Genomic DNA, 20,835 nt, shown 5'->3' on the forward strand with positions numbered 1-20,835 from the left:
CCCTTGGCAAGCTAGTCTAGGGTTTAATTCGCTTTTCATTAAATAAATGGGTAAAATCCGCACGCTCCGTGTATTCATCGTATCGAGAGACGGAGAATTTGGTTTAATGACACTTTCTGCAGGTAATCTCCAGCATTATGCAACAATCGCACATTCGTAATTTCAGTATCATCGCTCATATCGACCACGGTAAGTCCACGTTATCAGATAGACTTATTCAACACTGCGGCGGACTCTCTGACCGTGAAATGGCGGAGCAAGTGTTAGATTCAATGGATCTAGAGCGCGAGCGTGGTATTACCATCAAAGCACAAAGTGTAACATTGAACTATAAAGCCAAAGACGGTGAAACTTACCAGCTAAACTTCATCGATACTCCAGGGCACGTGGACTTTACCTATGAGGTTTCTCGTTCTCTTGCCGCTTGTGAAGGTGCGCTGTTAGTGGTGGACGCTGGGCAGGGTGTAGAAGCTCAGACGCTTGCGAACTGCTATACCGCCATTGAAATGGATATGGAAGTTGTTCCCGTACTCAACAAAATTGATTTGCCTCAGGCAGAGCCCGAGCGCGTTGCAGAAGAAATTGAAGATATTGTTGGTATCGATGCTATTGACGCCGTCCGCTGTTCCGCCAAAACGGGTGTAGGTATTGAGGATGTGCTGGAAGTTATCGTTAATGATATTCCTCCGCCAGAAGGTGATAGAGATGCACCGCTTAAGGCGCTTATCATTGATTCTTGGTTTGATAACTATCAAGGCGTAGTGTCACTTGTTCGTATTGTAGAAGGCGAACTATCCAAGAAAGACAAAATTCAGATTATGTCGAATGGTCAGACCCATCAGGTCGACAAAATCGGTGTGTTTACCCCAAAAGCGTTGGACACCGGCGTATTAAAAGCTGGAGAAGTAGGCTTCATTATCGCGGGTATCAAAGACATTCAAGGTGCGCCAGTGGGCGACACGATTACCCTTGCGAAAGACCCCGCAGAAGGTGCGCTTCCCGGGTTTAAGAAAGTTAAACCTCAGGTGTACGCTGGTATCTTCCCAATTAGCTCAGACGATTATGAAGATTTTCGCGATGCACTAGGCAAGTTGAGTCTTAACGATGCATCGCTCTTCTATGAGCCAGAAAGCTCTGCGGCGCTTGGTTTTGGATTCCGTATTGGCTTCCTAGGAATGCTTCATATGGAAATTATTCAAGAGCGTCTAGAGCGAGAATATGACTTAGGGCTTATCACCACAGCGCCAACGGTAATTTACGAAGTAGAAACCACCAAAGGCGAAATAGTCACCGTTGATAACCCGTCAAAGTTGCCTCCAGTTAATGATATTGCTGAAATCAGAGAGCCGCTCGTAGAGGCGAATATTCTGGTACCGCAAGAGTTCTTAGGCAACGTTATTACGCTGTGTGTTGAAAAGCGCGGGACGCAAACGAATATGGCGTATCACGGTAAACAAGTCGCGGTGACCTACGAACTTCCAATGGCTGAGGTTGTTCTCGATTTCTTCGACCGTTTGAAATCAACTAGTCGTGGATTTGCATCATTAGACTATAACTTCAAGCGCTTCCAAACCTCAGACATGGTCCGTGTAGATATCTTAATTAACGGCGAACGTGTAGACGCACTTGCCGTGATTACGCACCGAGAAAACTCACAAGGCCGCGGTCGTGAATTAGTTGAGAAGCTTCGGGAGCTGATCCCTCGTCAAATGTTTGATATTGCGATTCAAGCCGCTATCGGTAATCACGTGATTGCCAGAAGTACGGTAAAACAAATGCGTAAAAACGTTATTGCCAAGTGTTATGGCGGTGACGTAAGTCGTAAGAAAAAGCTGTTGCAGAAGCAAAAAGAAGGGAAGAAAAGAATGAAGCAGGTAGGCAACGTAGAGCTACCGCAGGATGCGTTCCTTGCGGTGCTCAAGGTAGGTAAATAATGGCCAATTATTTTTCGTTAATCCTCGTAGCGCTAACCCTAGCGTCAGGATTGATATGGCTCGTTGACAGTCTAGTGTTCGCTCCAAAGCGCAAGGCTCAATTGCAAGCGGCTGCGGATGCCGAGGGCGCTGAGTATGGGGAGGATCCACAACTTCCATACATCGTAGACACAGCACAACAGATTTTCCCGATTATCGCTTTTGTACTGGTATTGAGATCTTTTTTATATGAGCCGTTCCAAATACCTTCTGGCTCAATGATGCCAACCCTATTGGTAGGCGACTTTATATTGGTAGAAAAGTACGCTTACGGTGTGAAAGACCCGGTATTTCGTCACAAGTTTTTAGATACTGGAGCACCAGAGCGCGGAGATGTTGTCGTATTTAAATATCCCGAAGATACCCGTGTAGACTACATCAAGCGCGTTGTAGGTCTTCCTGGAGACACTGTGGTTTACGACAATAAGCAAGTGTTTATCAAACCCAAGTGCGAGGGGGCTGCCGATTCTTGTGCACCACTTGAGGCTGTACCACTAGAATTTGTATCTCGTGGAGAGTTCGTTCAAGAGATGTCTCAGCTGATGCGATACACCGAGTCTCTGGGCGACAGAGAGCACGATATCCTTCGCCATCCATCAAGAGAAGTTTCTCCTGCGCATTTCTATACACAACCGGGGACGCGTAGGAATGAGTGGCTAGTACCTGAAGGTAAGTATTTTGTACTTGGTGATAACCGAGACAACAGCCGAGACAGTCGCTTCTGGGGCTTTGTTTCAGATGAACACCTAGTGGGTGAAGCGGTGGCGATTTGGATTTCCTTTGAGTTTGAGCGCAAAAAGTCTGACTTCTTACCTACTTGGATCCCCACTGGTGTGCGCTTTGATCGAGTGGGTGGCATTCATTAATGCTGGGTATTGATAAGTATCGTAGGCTTTATAAAGCCATTGGATATACCTTCTCTAACGAGACTTTATTGGAACAGGCGCTGACACATAGAAGTGCAGCTAAGCAACACAATGAGCGTCTAGAGTTTTTGGGTGACGCCATCCTTGGGATGGTCATTGCCGACACCCTTTACGCCCAATTCCCTTTGGTGCCCGAGGGTAAACTGACACGCATGCGCTCAACGTTAGTTAAAGGAGACACCCTAGCAGAACTCGCTCGTGAGACTAGCATGGGAGAGTTGCTGAAATTAGGGCCTGGTGAACTTAAGAGCGGTGGACATCGCCGAAGCTCTATTCTGGCAGATGCTGTAGAGGCAGTACTCGGCGCCATATACCTAGACTCGGGTATCGAGGAAGTGCGCAAAGTCATCCTCACGTTGTGGAAGTCTCGTATAGCCGCTCTTGACCCCAATGCGCATCCCAAAGACAGTAAAACCCGACTGCAAGAATACCTACAATCTCGCAAAAGCCCATTGCCAGACTACACTGTAGTCAGTGTTGCTGGTAAAGATCACGATCAAACCTTTACGGTTAGTTGCAAAATCACCGAGCTATCTCGAGAAGTCATTGCAACTGGAAACAGCCGTAGAAAAGCTGAGCAGGAAGCCGCACGCTTAACTCTGGAGAAATTAGATGACGCAGCCAAATAATGGCATGCATGGCGGTGAAACGCGTTGTGGTTTAGTGGCAATTGTTGGTCGGCCAAATGTGGGTAAATCAACACTATTGAACAGACTACTTGGGCAAAAAGTTAGTATAACGTCCCGAAAGCCTCAAACTACTCGGCACCGTATATTGGGTATCGATACAGAAGGAGATTATCAAGCCATCTACGTGGATACTCCAGGCCTCCATCATGACGAGAAACGCGCCATTAACAGGTACATGAATCGTGCTGCGCAAAGTTCTCTCGCAGAGGTCGGCTTAGTGCTCATGGTGGTCGAGGGTTCTCGTTGGAACCCTGAAGATGATTTAGTGTTGTCGAAAGTCAAAGATTCTGGTTTACCCTGTTATCTCATCGTCAATAAAATGGATAAAGTTGACGACAAAGAAGCCTTTATGGTGCATTTACAGGGCCTCGCAGAGAAGCATAACTTTGCGCACATCATTCCTATTAGCGCGAAGCAGGGCAAAATGGTGGATGATATTCGCCAATTAGTCGCTGACAGTTTACCGCCCAGCGAATTCTTCTTTCCCGAAGACTACATCACTGATCGCTCCAGTCGATTTATGGCGGCAGAGATCATTCGCGAAAAATTGATGCGTTTCACTGGGGATGAGCTTCCTTATTCTACTACGGTTGAAATTGAACAGTTCAAACTAGCAGACAACGGTGTTTATCGTATCAACGGGCTAATACTCGTAGAGCGAGAAACTCAAAAACGCATGGTAATAGGAAAAGGTGGTAAACATCTTAAAACTATTGGCGAGCAAGCACGTATAGATATGGAAAACCTGTTCGACAATAAAGTTTTCCTAGAGCTTTGGGTTAAAGTCAAACAGGGATGGGCTGATGATGAACGAGCACTTCGTTCCCTAGGCTACGGTGAAGACAGAAATTAGTAAAAAGGGGTAACCATGGCGTTAAGTGACCTGCGTAGGCAGTATTCAAAAGGGACATTGTCAGAGAGCGAATTAACGCCTAATCCGATTACCTTGTTTAATCAATGGTTGCAAGACACCATTGACGCAAAAATTCCAGATCCCACTGCCATGACACTCGCTACCGTGTCTGATGATGGTCAGCCTTCCCAAAGGATTGTACTACTCAAAGATGTTACCGATGCAGGATTTGTGTTCTTTACAAATTTAGGCAGTCGTAAGGCGTCTGAATTGGCGAACAATCCTAAAGTATCTTGTCATTTCCCGTGGTTTTTCATGGAGCGCCAAATTCGGGTTTGTGGCGTGGTTGAAAAGCTGTCGCTAAAAGAAAATGCCAATTACTTTTTCTCTCGCCCCAAAGAGAGCCAATTAGCGGCGTTTGTCTCAAAGCAAAGCAAGCCTATTAGCAGCCGCGAATTACTTATGACCCAGTTTTCGCAGCTAAAAGAAAAGTTCGCCAATAAAGACTTACCTGTACCAGATTTCTGGGGAGGCTTTCGAATTGTCCCTCACCAGATCGAATTTTGGCAAGGGGGAGAAGATAGACTGCATGACAGGTTTGAATACAACAAACAGACCGACGGTTCATGGACCACACAAAGATTGATGCCCTAAAGTGCTAAAAAGGCCAGTCAAACGTGATTGATAGCCACTGCCACCTCGACCTTCCCAAACTATTTACTCGCGCAGATTCGGTTTTGGATCGCGCGAGTAAAAATGGCATTAAACGCATCCTCATTCCGGGCACGACACCACAAGGGTGGTGCCGTCAGCAAGCGCTGGTAAAGCAAAATGCGTCTGAGGTAGCACTAGATATTGCTTTAGGTATTCACCCTTATTTTCTGCAAACATGTGATTTAGAACGCGCTCTCAGTGAACTACATACATCGTTAAGTAAAAGTCCTCACGTCATTGCCATAGGGGAGATTGGGCTAGACACTGCTATCGAATGCCCTGTAGATACTCAGCAGAGAGCTTTCGCTTCTCAACTAGCCTTGTCGGAGCAGTTTGAATTGCCCGTGATAATGCACCATAGAAAAAGTCATCATTTGTTGCTAGGTGCATTAAAGCAACATCAGTTCAAAAGAGGCGGAGTTATTCATGCTTTCTCAGGTAGTGTTGAGGTGGCCATGCAGTATTTGGAACGGGGTTTCTATTTGGGCGTGGGAGGTACGATAACCTATCCCAGAGGAAGTAAAACACGTAAGACGTTGAAAGCTATTTTTCCTGAGTTTTCTGATCGCTTGTTGTTAGAAACTGATGCCCCAGATATGCCCATGTGTGGTAGACAAGGCATGGTTAACGAGCCTGCATATCTTGGTGAAGTGGTGAGTTGTTTGAGTAACCTATTGGAAATAGACAGTTCAGAAGTTGTGAATCTTACTACAAAAAACTATCAGTCCCTTTTTCATCCTCACGATTGATCTCGTTCCACAAGAAATGTTCTTGTTTTGTAGAATACTCTTGTAGCGTAAACACCAAGAATAAAACACAGCAGCGCTAGCACTATGACTAACTGCTCTTGTTGAGCACGCATTGCCATGGGCTCAACAAGTAATTTTTCAGAATCTAGCACCACCCTCAAGTAACCCACCACGCCCCCTTCAGAAGAGGCTACATTTTCTAAGTAAATCGTGGGGGCGAGTTCATTTTCTTTAAGTAAAGTAATAACACTGTCGTGCTGGGCTAGGGGGGCTAAATGTACGCCTTTGTCATTGTAAACATCTACTGATTCAACGTACGGGTCGTCGATGAACGTCGACACCATAGAAACGAGTGTTTGTTGGTCACTGTTTTGTAGAGGAACGGCAACGAGAGATGCATACTGTTTGGCTAGTGCCTTACCCGGCTGTGATGTTTGTGCGCTTAGCCATTGCCCTTGATAATGATGAAACAAAAGAAACAAGGTGATAATCAAACCAATACAAATACTGAACATAAGCATATGTACAATCCGCTTAAAAGCAGTATAGCTCGAGTGCGGGTTTGCAAAATACATCAGAGAGTTTTGAGTTTTTTTCAGTTGATAGCATGCACTGTTGTCGGTAAATAGCAGTTTTCTTGCCCTCACAGTAGGTTAATTTTAGATATTTTCCAAGTACGTATTTTATCTATCTTCGACATTCGATAGCATACGCTTATGCGAACTCTTTGATTTTTCTTAATGCTTACTTCTTTATTTAGTGATCTCACCGAAAGCGCCAAGCACAGCGCTGCCTATTTAAAAACCACCCTAACACCAGTTGAATATCAAGAGGGGTTGTCAACTCTAACCCTTGTTGGTCAAGCAATGACTTTCCACAGTGTTGAGTTAGCGCTCAACGCTCTGAAAGATATTGTATCAGTGCGTTCAATAGGGTTACACGCGTTGGATGGACGTTTCGGAGATAGTGTGGTCGTGGTTCAGTGCGACCCTGTAACTATAGCCCCCGACGAGTTGGCATTGCGTCTGGAAGATGTAGCACTTTCACTTCATATCAATGTTGGTCTTCAAATAGACCAACCAAGCCTATCCGAGCCCGGTTTGCTGGTTATGGATATGGATAGCACCCTTATTTCAATAGAGTGCATTGACGAGATAGCCAAGTTGGCTGGTGTAGGTGAAGAGGTTGCTAATGTCACTGCTCGTGCCATGCGCGGCGAGATAGCGTTTAACGATAGCTTAATACATCGTGTGGCATGCTTAAAGGGCGTTAGCGTAGACAAACTACTTCAAATTAGAAACGGCATCCCGCTCATGCCTGGCGTGCAAAAACCTTACGCAAACCTTGGCACAAAATGGTTGGAAAATGGCTATTGCATCTGGCGGGTTTTACCTACTTTGCTGATTACCTCAGAGATAGACTAGGCCTAGATGTTTCAGTGTCAAATACCTTGGGTGAGGAAGATGGTACGTTAACCGGCGAAGTGATCGGTGACATTATTAATGCACAAGTAAAAGCAGACACAGTTCGAGCACTCTCCGAACAGTGGAGTATTCCAAATACTCAAACTGTCGCCTTAGGTGATGGTGCAAACGATTTGGTTATGATGGAAGAAGCAGCTCTAGGTGTGGCTTGCCATGGTAAACCCGTCGTCAATCAAAAAGCAGATGTAGCCATACGTTTTGGTGGACTACATAACATGCTGTATTTCATGAAGTAATTATTAAAAAATTAGCGGAGGGGAGGTAACAAACTTTTTACTGCACGCCGTAAACACGTCCGTGTGGGCTCGGCTTCGGCATCCATGCCTCAGACGGCTGTAAAAAGTTCATTACCTCCCCTCAGATATTTCGATAACTCTATAAGCTCATTAGCTTAGAAGGGAACTGCATTGTTCTTTATTCTCTATGCCTGCAACAAGGCTTGAATTCCGGATTTTACCGCTTTTATTTTGGCGTCAATATCGTGGTTTTCTAGTACTACATCATTGTCATAACCGTAACGTAGCAACACTTCATCGGTTACATCAATCAAGTGAGAGCATGCTGCGAGACTCCACAATTTTTCTTCCAGCTCTTTTGCCTTATGTATTGCGTACATGCTTACGTAGTTAAACTCGGTTTGAATCATGTCTAAATCCGGTTTGCCTGTGGTAACTAGCATGACGTGAATGGCAACAAATTGGCCTCTATTGATTGCCTCATCTATAAATCGCTTGCGTTGCTCATCAGTTTCAAATCGGTGTGAAAAGCGAGGTAAGATAGCACGTCTTGGATCTCTTACCTTGGGATCGAATGAGACAAAGAGTTCTTGTCTCAATGGCATTTTCTCAATTTTGATCTGTTTAAGACCACTTTGCATAAACGGCGTGTCGAGCTTTCTGTCTCTGAACATAAATTCTAGATTCACTTTTCTACCGTCTACATCTTGCTCGGCAAGTCGAGTAATTCGTTGGTCTTGTTTGCCTGTAATACAGGCTTGAGGAGAATAGCGAACACCTTCCTTACTCATGAGGAAAGATAGCGAGGTGGCGTTCCGAGCATTAATGCAACGCAAGGCATGTCCCATACCCGGAATTTCTTCGTCCTCGGGCTGCGCCTCTAAAGAATTTTGTTTTTCTTGATCAACTCTTCGAAGAAATGTCTAGCACTCTTCCCTAAATCTCCTTGAGCAGCTTTGAGGTGGAGAATATTCTTTTCCACGTTGTGATAGATGACGGTGTAGTGCATGTGCATTACGTCGAAGGACTTTGTAATCTGTTGTAGTTTCGGAAACGCGATCTCTACGTGTCCGTTAAGCTCACCTTCAAACCCTTTAGCAAGTTCGACACGCAAGCCTAGACCATGCACTGATATATCCTCGCTGATACCCTGAAACACAGCATCGTTTCCGGCGACTTTAAGTTCGATTTTTGAGCGAAGTCGGTAGCGCGATTCTAGGCGTTGTTCCTCATGTTTAAATCTGAATTGCTTTATTTCTTGAGGCGGATGATTGCGAGGATGCCCAAACACTCGCAAGTACGAAAGTTTGTCTCTGCTAAATGGCATCTGGCTATACGTGTGCTGACCGAATATAGAAGTAACATCAGTTAAATGGGCCAGATACTTTAAATGTTTAAGCTTCGCCAATAGTCGCGCAGGTGGTGGACTATTTTGCCGCTTTATTTTCTCGCCTGCTGAATCAGGTAGCGAAAGTGGCGTGTATGCTTGATCTGAACTGGCATCAGTAATGGTTAACTTGTATGCGCGCCAGCTAGCCTTTCGAGAGCCAAAACCAAGAAATATGTGTTTAAGAACATCTTTCTTTTGTAAGTCTTCAACCGACGCTGAATAAAAATAGACTCTCTCTTGTTGAAAATGGGTAAAGCTGAACAAAAATGTCTCGCGGCGTGACTCTGGCTTAGACAATAACTGTGTGAGTCTTTTGCTATTGAGTAAGTAGCCCAAGCGACATTCGTCTTCCTCGTCCTGCCAATAGTTCATAGTTTCGCGATTGACTTCATTCACCATCGCATAACGGGGAATTAACTGGCCGTCGATTTCGTCGATGTAGACAGGTAAAGTCGGGCTTCTCGGGGAGAAGAATTGTTCGCACATTTTACTGACAATGGCGTCAATAGTGTTAGTCATATTCACTTTGTAACGTCGTTTGTTACCGTGAATAAAGCTCTCTAAAAACTTATCAAATGCAGGGTTAGGAAACTCTTCTGCTCGCTCTAAAGCAAGATAAACAATATCTTTCTTTTCTGTAATCTTTACCACGCGATAAGCAATACCATTGCTTTTATCCATGGCAAATTCTTCTTCTAAACCACGAAAGTAGCAATGGAGAATATCACCATTGTTGAAAGGCGATTCTTTGGACAGTTTTACTTGAAGACCTTCCATCGAAATATCGACGCTGAGTCCCCGCATGGACTTGTTTTTGTCATTAAACAGCTCAACAGCGACAGCAAAATTCATTCGCTCCGCTTTTCGTCTTCGGTAATCTAATAAGTTAACAATGGGAACTTTGAACTGTTCTAACACTTGAGATGCTTTGATTTCTTCGGCATGCTCTTCTTCATACTTCTCTCTTGCGAGGGCCTTATCGCGCATGACGCGAAAGTTGTTTTCGGTGTTCTGAACGGCCTCATAAACACCAAAAGTATACGCACCAAAAATTTTCATTTGCTGTTCAAAGGTTTCAACCGCTATATCATCCATGTAGTGGCTGATCCCACCGCTCTCATAAAGTTTACAGTCACCCTCTACTAGCCCACGCAAATCAATAGAGCGTACGCACGGCTTAGCCAAGCGCTTAACTTCCATTTTAATCAGAAAGCGCTTTTCCTTTGGCAAACCGCCGGCAACTTGCAGTAATACTTTATTAAAATCTGGGGTATTAACCGTCGGTTTTAACCGTTCAATGATATCAGCGTATTGCTGTAAATCTTGGCTCATGTAATTGCGACTTCTAACAGCGTAGTTAACATATAAACTCTTATCGGCATGGATGATAAACCCATGAATTATGCACGTATTTTTCACCTAAGCGATGGTGGTGTCAATGCTACATTGGGAGAAGGTACGCGGCGCTTCTGTTTCACAACATTGACTGTTGACCTTTTACCCAGCAAAAAGACAATCACAGCGTACTCTGCACGCTAATTAAAAAACTAATCTTAGATACAAGGTCAACACTACTAATATTAGCTGATAAACTACGACTTTTAGCTAATTTCATAAAAATAATGGCAAAACGAAAAACTGCATATGTGTGCTCTGATTGCGGAGCAGAATTTCCGCGTTGGCAAGGGCAATGCTCAGAATGTAAAGCTTGGAATACCATCAGCGAATTTGTAGTGCAAACAGCTAAATCTGTAGCTAAAACAGGACATTCAGGGTACGCAGGTCAAACTAACGCCAAAATCGAGCCTTTAAATGCGATTGATTTAAACGAGCTTCCAAGGTTTTCCTCTGGATTTAAAGAGCTAGACCGAGTTCTCGGCGGCGGGATTGTGCCGGGAGCTGCCATGCTTATCGGTGGCTCACCGGGAGCTGGCAAAAGCACATTGTTGCTTCAAGTTATGTGTGAACTTGCCAAGTCAGCATCAACTCTCTATGTCACGGGCGAGGAGTCACTACAACAAGTGGCTATGCGCGCGAAGCGTCTCAATTTACCGGATGATAAGCTCATGATGTTGGCAGAAACCAACGTCGAAACTATCTGTAATCTGGCACTTACGCAAAAGCCCAAAATAATGGTTATCGACTCCATACAGGTGATGCATGTTGCAGAGGTTCAGTCTGCACCAGGCAGTGTATCTCAAGTTCGTGAAAGTGCGGCGTACCTCACTCGTTTTGCCAAACAAGAGCACATTGCTATGTTCATTGTCGGACACGTTACTAAAGATGGTAACTTGGCTGGGCCAAAGGTATTAGAACACTGCATTGATAGCTCTATGATGCTCGAGGGAGAGAGCGATAGTCGTTATCGCACACTTCGAAGTCAAAAAAACCGATTTGGTGCGGTGAATGAATTGGGTGTATTTGCCATGACCGAAAAAGGGCTCAAAGAAGTAAGTAACCCGTCTGCTATATTTTTAAGTCGGGGCGATAATGAAACGCCAGGCTCAAGTGTGATGGTAATTTGGGAGGGGACCCGTCCATTGCTTGTTGAAATTCAAGCGCTAGTAGATTATTCGCAAATGGCGAATCCTCGTCGTATCGCCGTCGGTCTTGAGCAAAATAGGCTTGCCATGTTACTGGCAGTGTTACATAGGCACGGCAACGTTCAAATGAACGACCAAGATGTATTTGTGAATGTGGTAGGTGGGGTGAAAGTAAGTGAAACAGGTGCTGACTTGGCGTTATTACTCGCTATGGTATCTAGTTTTCGAAATCGTCCGTTACCTAAAGACCTTATTATGTTTGGAGAAGTTGGGTTAGCGGGAGAAATTCGCCCTGTCCCCAATGGTACCGAACGTATTATTGAAGCGGCTAAACATGGGTTCAAGCGGGCAATTGTACCTAAAGCTAACGCGCCCAAGCAGCCGATTCAAGGCATGACCGTGGTGCCCGTGTCTCAATTGAGTGACGCACTAGACGCCTTAGAGTAAACCGCATCTATTAAAGCGTTGAGGTCACTGTCGTTTATAGCGTCGTTTTTCCCATTGAGTAAAATCAATCGTCGAAGGGCGCTAATACTCGCAACATCCATTTGTGCAACCTTACATCCTAGGGTTACTCGGTCAGACCTATCGTTATCTTGGCGGTAGAGTTGTTCGATTTCCATGCAAATTGACGGGCTGTCTTCGTTAACTTGAAACCGAGCGATATAGGGATCATGGCTATCAAAAGGCAGCTTTTCCAAATCATTTTCACAGGCTGAGAGCCTAACGCCCTGTAATGATATATCTGTGATACTAACAGGAATTTCTACATCATGATGGGCTAGTGTGCCCACAACTGACAATGAGATACGCTGAAATTGGCGTTTATCTGACATTAAGCGTAAACCTTTTACATGTAACATTTTAGTTACATCTAGTATTAGTCAGATTGTCTGTGTTGGCAATAGAGGCGGATGAGGATACCCGCCTCAATGAGAAAGTTAGCGCGTTATTTTGACATACGCTTGTATTTCAAGCGGTGCGGCTCAACGATATCTTGTCCGAATTCAGCTTTTAACCAAGTCTCGTAGTCAGAATAGTTACCTTCAAAGAAGTTAATTTTTCCTTCGTCTCGATAGTCTAGAATGTGTGTCGCCACACGGTCTAAGAACCATCTATCGTGGGAAATAACCATGGCGCAGCCAGGGAACTCGAGAAGCGCGTTTTCTAGTGCTCGCAGGGTTTCGACATCGAGGTCGTTGGTTGGTTCATCGAGTAGCAGTACGTTACCGCCCGCTTTTAATAGCTTGGCTAAATGCACGCGGTTGCGCTCACCACCTGATAGGTCTTTGATGAACTTTTGTTGGTCGGTGCCCTTGAAATTGAATCGGCTGCAATAAGCACGACTGTTAATTTCGAAATTGCCAATGCGAATAATGTCAGATTCATCCGACACTTCTTTCCACACCGTATTGTTCTCGTTCATGTGATCACGGAACTGTTCAACGCTGGCGATTTGTACGGTATCACCAATGTCTACCGTGCCCGAATCAGCGTCTTCAGCATTAGTAAGCATTCTGAATAGTGTTGATTTACCTGCACCGTTAGGGCCGATGATACCTACGATAGCGCCCTTGGGTACCGTGAATGACAAGTCATCAATCAATACTCGTTCACCGTAAGACTTTTTAAGGTTCGACACTTCAATGACTTTATCGCCCAGACGTTCACCTGGCGGAATGAATAGTTCGTTGGTTTCGTTGCGTTTTTGATAATCGCCCGTTGCCATCTCCTCAAAACGTGCCATACGTGCTTTACTTTTGGCGTGTCGACCTTTGGGATTTGAACGTACCCATTCAAGCTCTTGTTTGATGCTTTTTTGACGAGCAGACTCGATGCGTTCTTCTTGTTCAAGTCGCTTCTCTTTTTGCTCAAGCCACGAAGAATAGTTGCCTTCCCATGGAATACCTTCACCACGGTCAAGTTCTAATATCCAGCCAGCAACGTTATCAAGGAAGTATCTATCGTGGGTAATCGCCACAACAGTGCCTTCATAATCGTGTAAGAAGCGCTCTAACCAAGCCACAGATTCTGCATCTAAGTGGTTAGTCGGTTCGTCCAATAACAGCATTTCTGGCTTTTCTAGTAGGAGGCGACACAATGCTACGCGACGTCGCTCACCACCAGACAGCTTGGTCACGTCAGCGTCCCAAGGTGGAAGGCGCAGGGCATCGGCGGCGCGCTCAAGAGCATTTTCTAGGTTATGCCCGTCTTTCGATTGGATAATCGCTTCCAATTCGCCTTGCTCTTTGGCGAGCGCGTCAAAATCTGCATCTGGCGCCGCATATTCGGCATATACTTCGTCAAGACGAGTCAGTGCGTGCTTTACATCCGCAACCGCTAGCTCGATATTTCCGCGCACGTCTTTTGTTTCATCAAGTTGTGGTTCTTGGGGAAGGTAGCCTATCTTCAATCCAGGTTGAGGACGAGCCTCCCCCTCGATATCCGTATCAACACCTGCCATGATTCTAAGAAGGGTAGATTTACCTGCACCATTTAGGCCCAAAACACCAATTTTAGCGCCGGGGAAAAAACTCAACGAGATGTTCTTCAAAATATGACGATTCGGCGGAACGATCTTGCCCACGCGATGCATACTGTAAACGTATTGAGACATTTGTAGTCCTTGCCAGAAAAAAGAATATTGTACTCTCAAGAGGATAGCTCGCGCCAGCGTGTAACGCCATCTGCTATGATAGATGCTCTATTTTTGTTCGACTGACGTATTTTGTTTAAATATATCGTCGGTAGAACGACAGATTTAAGGTAAACTTCACGGCAAAAGTGAAACACACGACAGGTAGAGTTTTTTATGACTGGTATGAGCAAAAGGGCATACAGCTTGGCCGAGCTTGCCAACCACGTAGGCGGCGAAGTAAAGGGAGACGGTAATATCGTGATTACCTCTGTAGCCACCCTTTCTGGTGCAGGAGCACATCAAATATCCTTTTTGACGAATGCGAAATACAAGAGCCAGTTATCGACGACAAAAGCGGGTGCTGTCATTGTAAACAGCAAACTTGTGGACCTGGTCCAAGGTGCAGCACTCATTGTCTCCGATCCCCATGTCGCCTTTGCGCTTATCGCGCAGCTTTTCGACACCACGCCAGCGGTAGCGCAAACTGGGATAGCTGATTCAGCAGTGGTTGCAAGCTCTGCAAATATAGGTAGTGACGTGGCAATAGGTCACAAGGTTATTATCGAAGACAATGTAGTGATTGGTGATCGCGTCCAAATTGGGCCTAACACGGTTATTCGTCGTGGTACACGCATCGGTGAAGGTTCTGTCATACACCCCAACGTTACCGTTTATCACGACGTAACCATTGGAAAACGAGTCACTATTCATAGTCAAACTACCATTGGTTCAGATGGTTTTGGTTATGCTAACGACAAAGGTACGTGGATACCGATTCCACAAACCGGCTCAGTAGTGATCGGTGATGACAGTCAAATCGGTTCGAATACGTCTATTGATCGCGGTGCGCTAGAAAACACTGTTATCGGCAAGAACGTTATTATCGACAATCAGGTACAAATTGCACACAACATCCACATTGGTGACCACAGCTGTATTTGCGGTTCAACAGGTATTGCTGGGAGTACTCATATTGGAAAGCACGTTGTAATTGCAGGTACATGTGCCATTAATGGTCACATCAGTATTTGCGACAATGTGCAAATCACCGGCCACACCATGGTGGTTCAAGATATTGTCGAACCCGGCGTATACTCTTCAGGACAGCCAGCGATGACTAACAGAGAATGGCGCAAAAATGCCGTTCGTTTGCGTCAAATAGACGATCTGTACAAGCGAGTGAAGAGCCTCGAAAACCGTTAGAGAGCGTTGAACTTCACGGTACGTTTTTGTTCAGCCAGCTTTAGTTTACGGTCAGTAAACCCATTGCTACATCAATTAGATTAAATTGGTGATAAAGCGGTATACAAGCTCATGAAAATGACTAGAATATGCGTTCTTTCTAGCCAGTTCAGTTTTAACCGCAGTTAAGGAGCCTCCATGTTACCACGCGAGATGAATATCGCTGATTTTGATCCAGAATTAGCCGATGCGATGGCAAAAGAAGTTGTTCGCCAAGAGCAACATATCGAACTTATTGCTTCTGAGAACTACTGTAGTCCACGAGTAATGGAAGCGCAGGGATCTCAACTAACTAACAAATACGCAGAAGGTTACCCAGGCAAGCGTTACTACGGTGGTTGTGAACACGTAGACGTTGTTGAAGAGTTGGCAATTGAGCGCGCTAAAGAGCTTTTCGGTGCAGATTACGCGAACGTACAACCACATGCAGGCTCTCAGGCTAATGCTGCGGTTTTCATGGCGCTACTAGACGCTGGTGATACAGTTTTAGGTATGAGCCTATCAGAAGGTGGTCACCTTACTCACGGTTCACACGTAAACTTCTCAGGCAAAACCTACAACGCTGTTCAATACGGTCTTAACCAAGAAACTGGCGAAATCGACTACGAACAGGTACAAGCGTTGGCGAACGAACACAAGCCTAAGATGATTATCGGTGGATTCTCTGCGTATTCTGGTATTGTTGACTGGAAGCGTTTTAGAGAGATTGCTGATAGCGTTGGTGCTTTCTTACTGGTTGATATGGCACACGTTGCTGGTCTTGTTGCTGCTGGCGTTTATCCAAACCCAGTGCCTCACGCACACGTAGTAACTACTACAACGCACAAAACGTTAGGCGGCCCTCGTAGCGGTTTGATTGTTTCTGCCTGTGGTGATGAAACTATTTATAAGCGCTTGAACAGCGCGGTTTTCCCAGGTATGCAAGGTGGTCCACTTTGCCACGTTATTGCAGCGAAAGCGGTAGCGTTCAAAGAGGCTCTACAGCCAGAATTTAAAGCGTACCAACAGCAAGTTGTTGCTAACGCAAAAGCGATGGTTGCTGTAATGCAAGAACGCGGTTATAACATTGTGTCTAACGGCACCGAAAACCACTTGTTCTTGTTAGACCTTATCGACAAGGATATCACGGGTAAAGACGCAGATGCGGCACTTGGCAGTGCAAATATCACTGTGAACAAAAACAGTGTTCCAAACGACCCTCGTTCACCATTTGTCACTAGTGGTCTTCGCATTGGTAGCCCAGCAATTACCCGTCGAGGCTTTAAAGAAGAGCAAGCAGGGCAAGTGGCTACTTGGATTTGCGACATTCTTGATAACATGGGTGATGAATCAGTTATTGCTCGCGTGAAGCAAGAAGTTGTTGCTCTTTGTGAACAGTTCCCTGTTTACCCGTAACGATCAAGGATAAGGCGCTTTTTTACAGAGAAGCGCCAGTTAAGGAAATATTATGTTTTGCCCCTTTTGTAGCGAACAAGAAACCAAAGTCATAGACTCGCGTCTTGTTTCCCAGGGGCATCAGGTAAGGCGTCGTCGTGAATGCATGGTGTGTCACGAACGCTTTACCACATTTGAAAGTGCTGAATTGGTGATGCCGCGAGTCATCAAGCGAGACGGTTCTAGAGAGCCGTTCAACGAAGATAAGCTACGCGCTGGTCTGCAACGAGCCCTAGAAAAACGTCCCGTCAGTACCGAAAAAATAGAACAATGTATTCTGCAGTTGAAGTCTACACTTCGCGCAACCGGTGAGCGAGAAGTAGGAAGCGAATTGCTCGGTAACCTAATAATGAGCGCCTTAAAAGAGCTCGATAAAGTGGCTTATGTGCGCTTTGCCTCTGTCTATCGGTCTTTCGAGGATATCAAGGAGTTTGGCGAAGAGATAGCCAAGCTGGGAGACTAACCACAGGATCAGCGTGGTGTCATTGCAAAATCAAACAGATTATTACTGGATGGCAAAAGCCGTTCAGCTAGCCAGAAAAGGGCGTTATACCACGTCACCAAACCCACGCGTGGGTTGTGTTATCGTCGACAATAACAATCAATGTATTGGCGAAGGGTTTCATATTCAAGCGGGTACACCCCATGCAGAAATCCACGCACTTAATCAAGCAGGTGCGAAAGCGGAAGGCGCCACTGCCTATGTTACCCTCGAGCCCTGTAGTCATTTTGGTCGCACTCCACCATGTGCGCTAGCCCTAATCGAAGCTAAGGTCGCTAGAGTGGTCATTGGTATGACAGACCCTAACCCTCAAGTGAGTGGCAAGGGGATACGTATCTTGCAAGAAGCAGGCATTGAAGTCACAACTGACGTTATGGCTGATGAGGCTAAGTCGCTAAACCCCGGATTCATCAAGCGGATGATGACAGGAAAGCCCTTTGTGCGAGTTAAATTGGGTATTAGCCTAGATGGTAAAATTGCCCTTGAAAATGGGGTCAGCCAATGGATAACTGGCCCAGAAGCTAGACGCGATGTGCAAAAATACCGCGCACAAAGCTGCGTTGTACTCACGGGTTCTGGTACGGTTCAAGCGGACAATCCAAGCTTACTAGTAAGAGCTTCTGAATTTGATGATTCTGACTATCTTTTAGATGCCCTGCGGCAGCCTGTACGCGTGGTGGTGAATGGCACGAATAACTTACCCGATGACTTTACCTTGTTTAATGATGGCTACCCTACCTTTGTAGCAATGGTTAAAAGCGCCATAAATACCACCGCACGTGAGAATACAATTCGGGTATCCAGTGAGAGCTCCCATGTTGATCTAAATGAATTGATAAAAGCATTGGGGGATATGCAATATAATGAAGTACTCGTTGAAGCCGGCCCTGCATTGGTGGGGGCGTTGCTTTCAGCCGGAGAAGTCGACGAATTGGTCTGCTATCAAGCGCCGGTAATATTGGGTGACAAAGGGATGAGTATGGTTAATTTGCCAAATTTCACGTCGTTATCACAAGCTATTCATCTTTCACTCGATGCCTACAGCAAAATAGGTAGTGATCTAAAACTAACCTACAGTGTTAAAACTGGCACAACACAGTAGAGGAAAACACTTATGTTTACTGGAATTATTGAAGCACTAGGGACTATCAGTCGACTAGATAATAATGGAAAAGACATTCGCTTAACGGTTTCTTCGCCTACACTCGATATGTCAGACGTGGCATTGGGCGATAGTATTGCCACCAATGGCGTGTGCTTAACGGTAACAGAGATGGGTGATGATTATTACTGTGCCGATGTATCGCAAGAGACCATAAAATATACAGGTTTTGCTCATTACAAAGCGGGTTCTAAAGTTAACCTAGAAAAGGCAATGCGTCCTTCAGATCGCTTGGGAGGACACATTGTCTCTGGTCATGTGGACGGTGTTGGTAGTGTTAGCCAAATTAAAAACCACACGGATTACATTGAAATTTGGGTAAAAGCACCAACATCGTTAGCAAAGTACATTGCTCACAAAGGCAGTATAACTGTTGACGGTGTTAGCTTGACGGTCAATGAAGTCAACGGTAGTGAGTTTATGTTGTGGATTATTCCACACACGTTGAAAGAAACGGTTATTGGTACCTATAAAGTAGGCACCCAGGTCAACTTGGAAGTTGACGTTATTGCGCGTTACTTAGAACGTTTAATGCTGGGCGATAAAGCAGCAGAACCGACAAAAAAAGATATTGATTTAGCCTTCTTAGCAGAGAACGGCTTTCTTAAAAAATAACCCTACGAGAAGTAAAACTATGGCGTTAAACACCTCACAAGAAATTATCGACGATATTCGTCAGGGGAAAATGGTCATCCTGATGGACGATGAAGATCGCGAGAATGAGGGTGATCTCATTATGGCGGCGGAGCACGTCACGCCCGAAGCGATAAATTTCATGGTGACTCACGCTCGCGGACTCGTGTGTTTACCAATGACGAGAGAGCGCTGTGAACGGTTAAACCTACCCTTGATGGTACATAATAACGAAGCGCAGTTTTCTACTAATTTTACGGTATCAATTGAAGCTGCAACTGGTGTTACAACCGGTATTTCAGCGGCCGACCGGGCCACGACTATATTGGCTGCGGTAGATAAAAACGCGACCTATAAAGATATTGTTCAGCCGGGTCATATCTTTCCACTCATTGCTAAAGAGGGTGGGGTATTGAACCGCGCTGGTCATACGGAAGCCGGCGTGGATTTGGCACGTCTAGCGGATTGCGAGCCAGCGGCAGTTATTGTAGAAATTCTCAATGAAGACGGTACGATGGCCCGTCGTCCAGAGTTAGAGGAATTTGCCCAGAAGCACGATATGAAAATCGGCACCATTGCTGATCTTATCGAATATAGAAATCTGAACGAGACAACTATTGAAAAAGTCGCGCAGTGTAAGTTACCCACTGAGTTTGGTGAGTTCGAGTTGCATACGTTTAAAGACAGTATTGATAACCAGCTTCACTTTGCACTTAAGAAAGGTGAGATCTCAGACGAAGAACCTACCCTCGTTAGGGTTCACTTACACAACACATTCAGTGATTTACTTGGGTCTACCCGAGGCATTCATCGCTCGGTGACTTTGTCTCAAGGCATGCAAAAGATTGCTGATGAAGGTGGGGTATTAGTCCTACTCGGTAAAGACGAGCAAATCGAAGAACAAGTTCGTCGATTTGCTGCTGAAGACCGTGGTGAACGTCCAACAGGTGCCGATTGGCAGGGCTCTTCTCGCACCGTAGGGGTAGGAAGCCAGATTTTAGCGTCGATGGGCGTTCATAAAATGCGCTTGTTAAGTAAACCCATAAAGTATCATGCGCTTTCTGGATACGGGCTTGAAGTTGTAGAGTACGTACACGATTAGTTCATCCAAGGCGTGAAAACTATAGATTTTGTTTGCGCGTAGTTGTGATATACTGCGCGCCGTTTTTTCTCGAGGAACGAAACCATGCAGGTAATTGAAGGTAATATCAGAGCAACAGGTAAAAAATTCGCTGTTGTTGTCGCTCGATTTAACAGCTTTGTGGTTGAAAGCTTGTTGGAAGGTGCATTGGATACATTGGAACGTCACGGTGAAGTAAGCGATGACGATATCACCCTAGTTCGCGTACCTGGCGCATACGAACTTCCGATTGTAGCTAAAAAATTAGCAGAGAAAAAACAGTACGACGCTATCATTGCATTAGGCGCAGTCATTCGCGGTGGAACGCCTCACTTCGATTTTGTTGCTGGTGAATGTAACAAAGGCTTGGCGCAAGTATCATTAGAGTACGGCGTGCCAGTGTCATTTGGCGTAATTACAACAGATTCTATCGAACAGGCTATTGAGCGTTCTGGAACTAAAGCGGGCAATAAAGGTGCGGAAGCTGCACTAGGCGCTTTAGAAATGGTTAACGTTATTGATGCCGTAGAAAAGCTTTAAGGTACTT

Annotated in this window: 21 protein-coding genes; 16 read left to right on the forward strand and 5 right to left on the reverse strand. The window is 45.3% G+C overall.

Annotated features, from left to right (window positions below):
- Positions 1–137: 137 nt before the first annotated feature.
- From lepA to EYS00_RS11235, 6 genes are read left to right on the forward strand one after another with little or no spacing between them, the layout of a single operon-like run.
- The gene (gene lepA, locus EYS00_RS11210) at positions 138–1,934 is read left to right on the forward strand and encodes a translation elongation factor 4 (RefSeq protein WP_130636624.1); all 1,797 of its coding nucleotides are present in this window, start codon (positions 138–140) and stop codon (positions 1,932–1,934) included.
- On the forward strand, positions 1,934–2,839 hold the full coding sequence (lepB, locus tag EYS00_RS11215; RefSeq protein WP_130636625.1) for a signal peptidase I: 906 nt from the start codon (positions 1,934–1,936) through the stop codon (positions 2,837–2,839). Before lepA ends, lepB begins: the two co-directional genes overlap by 1 nt.
- Positions 2,839–3,528, forward strand: a complete 690-nt coding sequence (gene rnc / locus EYS00_RS11220; protein WP_130636626.1) for a ribonuclease III — start codon at positions 2,839–2,841, stop codon at positions 3,526–3,528. The genes lepB and rnc overlap by 1 nt, the downstream gene beginning before the upstream one ends.
- Positions 3,512–4,441 carry a GTPase Era gene (era, locus tag EYS00_RS11225; protein ID WP_373995566.1) on the forward strand — a complete coding sequence of 310 codons (930 nt, stop codon included), beginning with the start codon at positions 3,512–3,514 and terminating at the stop codon, positions 4,439–4,441. The genes rnc and era overlap by 17 nt, the downstream gene beginning before the upstream one ends.
- A 15-nt stretch (positions 4,442–4,456) precedes the next feature.
- Positions 4,457–5,095: a pyridoxamine 5'-phosphate oxidase gene (gene pdxH, locus EYS00_RS11230; RefSeq protein ID WP_130636627.1), complete on the forward strand. Its 639-nt coding sequence runs from the start codon at positions 4,457–4,459 to the stop codon at positions 5,093–5,095.
- Between the two features lie 23 nt (positions 5,096–5,118).
- Positions 5,119–5,904 (forward strand): TatD family hydrolase, encoded by a 786-nt coding sequence (locus tag EYS00_RS11235; RefSeq protein ID WP_130636628.1) that lies wholly within the window; start codon positions 5,119–5,121, stop codon positions 5,902–5,904.
- On the opposite strand, the gene EYS00_RS11240 is transcribed toward EYS00_RS11235, so the two are convergent.
- Positions 5,895–6,425 carry an AhpA/YtjB family protein gene (locus EYS00_RS11240; protein WP_165399363.1) on the reverse strand — a complete coding sequence of 177 codons (531 nt, stop codon included), beginning with the start codon at positions 6,423–6,425 and terminating at the stop codon, positions 5,895–5,897. The genes EYS00_RS11235 and EYS00_RS11240 overlap by 10 nt on opposite strands.
- A gap of 219 nt (positions 6,426–6,644) precedes the next feature.
- On the opposite strand from EYS00_RS11240, the gene EYS00_RS11245 reads away from it, so the two are divergent.
- Together EYS00_RS11245 and EYS00_RS21190 are read left to right on the forward strand one after the other, a co-directional pair.
- Positions 6,645–7,328 (forward strand): hypothetical protein, encoded by a 684-nt coding sequence (locus tag EYS00_RS11245; RefSeq protein ID WP_307723743.1) that lies wholly within the window; start codon positions 6,645–6,647, stop codon positions 7,326–7,328.
- Positions 7,329–7,342: 14 nt separating this feature from the next.
- Positions 7,343–7,624, forward strand: coding sequence for an HAD hydrolase family protein (locus tag EYS00_RS21190; protein ID WP_307723744.1), 282 nt, complete (start codon positions 7,343–7,345; stop codon positions 7,622–7,624).
- 185 nt (positions 7,625–7,809) lie between these two features.
- Here EYS00_RS21190 and EYS00_RS20960 read toward each other — a convergent pair whose 3' ends face one another.
- Both EYS00_RS20960 and EYS00_RS11250 read right to left on the reverse strand, forming a co-directional pair.
- A complete protein-coding gene (locus EYS00_RS20960; protein WP_242618738.1) occupies positions 7,810–8,415 on the reverse strand; it encodes a hypothetical protein in 606 nt (201 codons plus the stop codon).
- Positions 8,416–8,504: 89 nt separating this feature from the next.
- Positions 8,505–10,346, reverse strand: a complete 1,842-nt coding sequence (locus tag EYS00_RS11250) for a PilZ domain-containing protein (RefSeq protein ID WP_242618739.1) — start codon at positions 10,344–10,346, stop codon at positions 8,505–8,507.
- 290 nt (positions 10,347–10,636) lie between these two features.
- Here EYS00_RS11250 and radA point away from each other — a divergent pair, with 290 nt between their 5' ends.
- On the forward strand, positions 10,637–12,004 hold the full coding sequence (gene radA, locus EYS00_RS11255; RefSeq protein WP_130636630.1) for a DNA repair protein RadA: 1,368 nt from the start codon (positions 10,637–10,639) through the stop codon (positions 12,002–12,004).
- Here radA and EYS00_RS11260 read toward each other — a convergent pair.
- Both EYS00_RS11260 and ettA read right to left on the reverse strand, forming a co-directional pair.
- Positions 11,971–12,393 carry a PilZ domain-containing protein gene (locus tag EYS00_RS11260; protein ID WP_130636631.1) on the reverse strand — a complete coding sequence of 141 codons (423 nt, stop codon included), beginning with the start codon at positions 12,391–12,393 and terminating at the stop codon, positions 11,971–11,973. The two genes, radA and EYS00_RS11260, sit on opposite strands and share 34 nt — an antisense overlap.
- A 113-nt stretch (positions 12,394–12,506) precedes the next feature.
- A complete protein-coding gene (gene ettA / locus EYS00_RS11265; RefSeq protein ID WP_130636632.1) occupies positions 12,507–14,174 on the reverse strand; it encodes an energy-dependent translational throttle protein EttA in 1,668 nt (555 codons plus the stop codon).
- Between the two features lie 195 nt (positions 14,175–14,369).
- On the opposite strand from ettA, the gene lpxD reads away from it, so the two are divergent.
- The 7 genes from lpxD (at position 14,370) to ribE (ending at position 20,828) form a co-directional block, all read left to right on the forward strand.
- On the forward strand, positions 14,370–15,398 hold the full coding sequence (gene lpxD, locus EYS00_RS11270; protein WP_130636633.1) for a UDP-3-O-(3-hydroxymyristoyl)glucosamine N-acyltransferase: 1,029 nt from the start codon (positions 14,370–14,372) through the stop codon (positions 15,396–15,398).
- A gap of 177 nt (positions 15,399–15,575) precedes the next feature.
- Complete coding sequence (glyA, locus tag EYS00_RS11275) at positions 15,576–16,832, forward strand: serine hydroxymethyltransferase (RefSeq protein WP_130636634.1); 1,257 nt, start codon at positions 15,576–15,578, stop codon at positions 16,830–16,832.
- 52 nt (positions 16,833–16,884) lie between these two features.
- A complete protein-coding gene (gene nrdR / locus EYS00_RS11280) occupies positions 16,885–17,334 on the forward strand; it encodes a transcriptional regulator NrdR (RefSeq protein ID WP_130636635.1) in 450 nt (149 codons plus the stop codon).
- 49 nt (positions 17,335–17,383) lie between these two features.
- A complete protein-coding gene (gene ribD / locus EYS00_RS11285; protein ID WP_130636685.1) occupies positions 17,384–18,475 on the forward strand; it encodes a bifunctional diaminohydroxyphosphoribosylaminopyrimidine deaminase/5-amino-6-(5-phosphoribosylamino)uracil reductase RibD in 1,092 nt (363 codons plus the stop codon).
- 12 nt (positions 18,476–18,487) lie between these two features.
- A complete protein-coding gene (locus EYS00_RS11290; RefSeq protein ID WP_130636636.1) occupies positions 18,488–19,150 on the forward strand; it encodes a riboflavin synthase in 663 nt (220 codons plus the stop codon).
- A gap of 19 nt (positions 19,151–19,169) precedes the next feature.
- The gene (ribBA, locus tag EYS00_RS11295) at positions 19,170–20,270 is read left to right on the forward strand and encodes a bifunctional 3,4-dihydroxy-2-butanone-4-phosphate synthase/GTP cyclohydrolase II (RefSeq protein ID WP_130636637.1); all 1,101 of its coding nucleotides are present in this window, start codon (positions 19,170–19,172) and stop codon (positions 20,268–20,270) included.
- Positions 20,271–20,354: 84 nt separating this feature from the next.
- Complete coding sequence (gene ribE / locus EYS00_RS11300) at positions 20,355–20,828, forward strand: 6,7-dimethyl-8-ribityllumazine synthase (RefSeq protein ID WP_130636638.1); 474 nt, start codon at positions 20,355–20,357, stop codon at positions 20,826–20,828.
- The last annotated feature ends 7 nt before the right edge of the window (positions 20,829–20,835 follow it).

The organism is Alteromonas sp. KUL49, assembly GCF_006538345.1.
Classification (GTDB): Bacteria; Pseudomonadota; Gammaproteobacteria; order Enterobacterales; family Alteromonadaceae; genus Alteromonas.

Coding starts and splice junctions, on each gene's coding strand:
- lepA (WP_130636624.1), top strand. CDS start 138: ATGCAACAATCGCACATTCGTAATTTCAGTATCATCGCTCATATCGAC.
- lepB (WP_130636625.1), top strand. CDS start 1,934: ATGGCCAATTATTTTTCGTTAATCCTCGTAGCGCTAACCCTAGCGTCA.
- rnc (WP_130636626.1), top strand. CDS start 2,839: ATGCTGGGTATTGATAAGTATCGTAGGCTTTATAAAGCCATTGGATAT.
- era (WP_373995566.1), top strand. CDS start 3,512: ATGACGCAGCCAAATAATGGCATGCATGGCGGTGAAACGCGTTGTGGT.
- pdxH (WP_130636627.1), top strand. CDS start 4,457: ATGGCGTTAAGTGACCTGCGTAGGCAGTATTCAAAAGGGACATTGTCA.
- EYS00_RS11240 (WP_165399363.1), bottom strand. CDS start 6,425: ATGCTTATGTTCAGTATTTGTATTGGTTTGATTATCACCTTGTTTCTT.
- EYS00_RS11245 (WP_307723743.1), top strand. CDS start 6,645: ATGCTTACTTCTTTATTTAGTGATCTCACCGAAAGCGCCAAGCACAGC.
- EYS00_RS20960 (WP_242618738.1), bottom strand. CDS start 8,415: ATGAGTAAGGAAGGTGTTCGCTATTCTCCTCAAGCCTGTATTACAGGC.
- EYS00_RS11250 (WP_242618739.1), bottom strand. CDS start 10,346: ATGAGCCAAGATTTACAGCAATACGCTGATATCATTGAACGGTTAAAA.
- radA (WP_130636630.1), top strand. CDS start 10,637: ATGGCAAAACGAAAAACTGCATATGTGTGCTCTGATTGCGGAGCAGAA.
- EYS00_RS11260 (WP_130636631.1), bottom strand. CDS start 12,393: ATGTCAGATAAACGCCAATTTCAGCGTATCTCATTGTCAGTTGTGGGC.
- ettA (WP_130636632.1), bottom strand. CDS start 14,174: ATGTCTCAATACGTTTACAGTATGCATCGCGTGGGCAAGATCGTTCCG.
- lpxD (WP_130636633.1), top strand. CDS start 14,370: ATGACTGGTATGAGCAAAAGGGCATACAGCTTGGCCGAGCTTGCCAAC.
- glyA (WP_130636634.1), top strand. CDS start 15,576: ATGTTACCACGCGAGATGAATATCGCTGATTTTGATCCAGAATTAGCC.
- nrdR (WP_130636635.1), top strand. CDS start 16,885: ATGTTTTGCCCCTTTTGTAGCGAACAAGAAACCAAAGTCATAGACTCG.
- ribD (WP_130636685.1), top strand. CDS start 17,384: ATGGCAAAAGCCGTTCAGCTAGCCAGAAAAGGGCGTTATACCACGTCA.
- EYS00_RS11290 (WP_130636636.1), top strand. CDS start 18,488: ATGTTTACTGGAATTATTGAAGCACTAGGGACTATCAGTCGACTAGAT.
- ribBA (WP_130636637.1), top strand. CDS start 19,170: ATGGCGTTAAACACCTCACAAGAAATTATCGACGATATTCGTCAGGGG.
- ribE (WP_130636638.1), top strand. CDS start 20,355: ATGCAGGTAATTGAAGGTAATATCAGAGCAACAGGTAAAAAATTCGCT.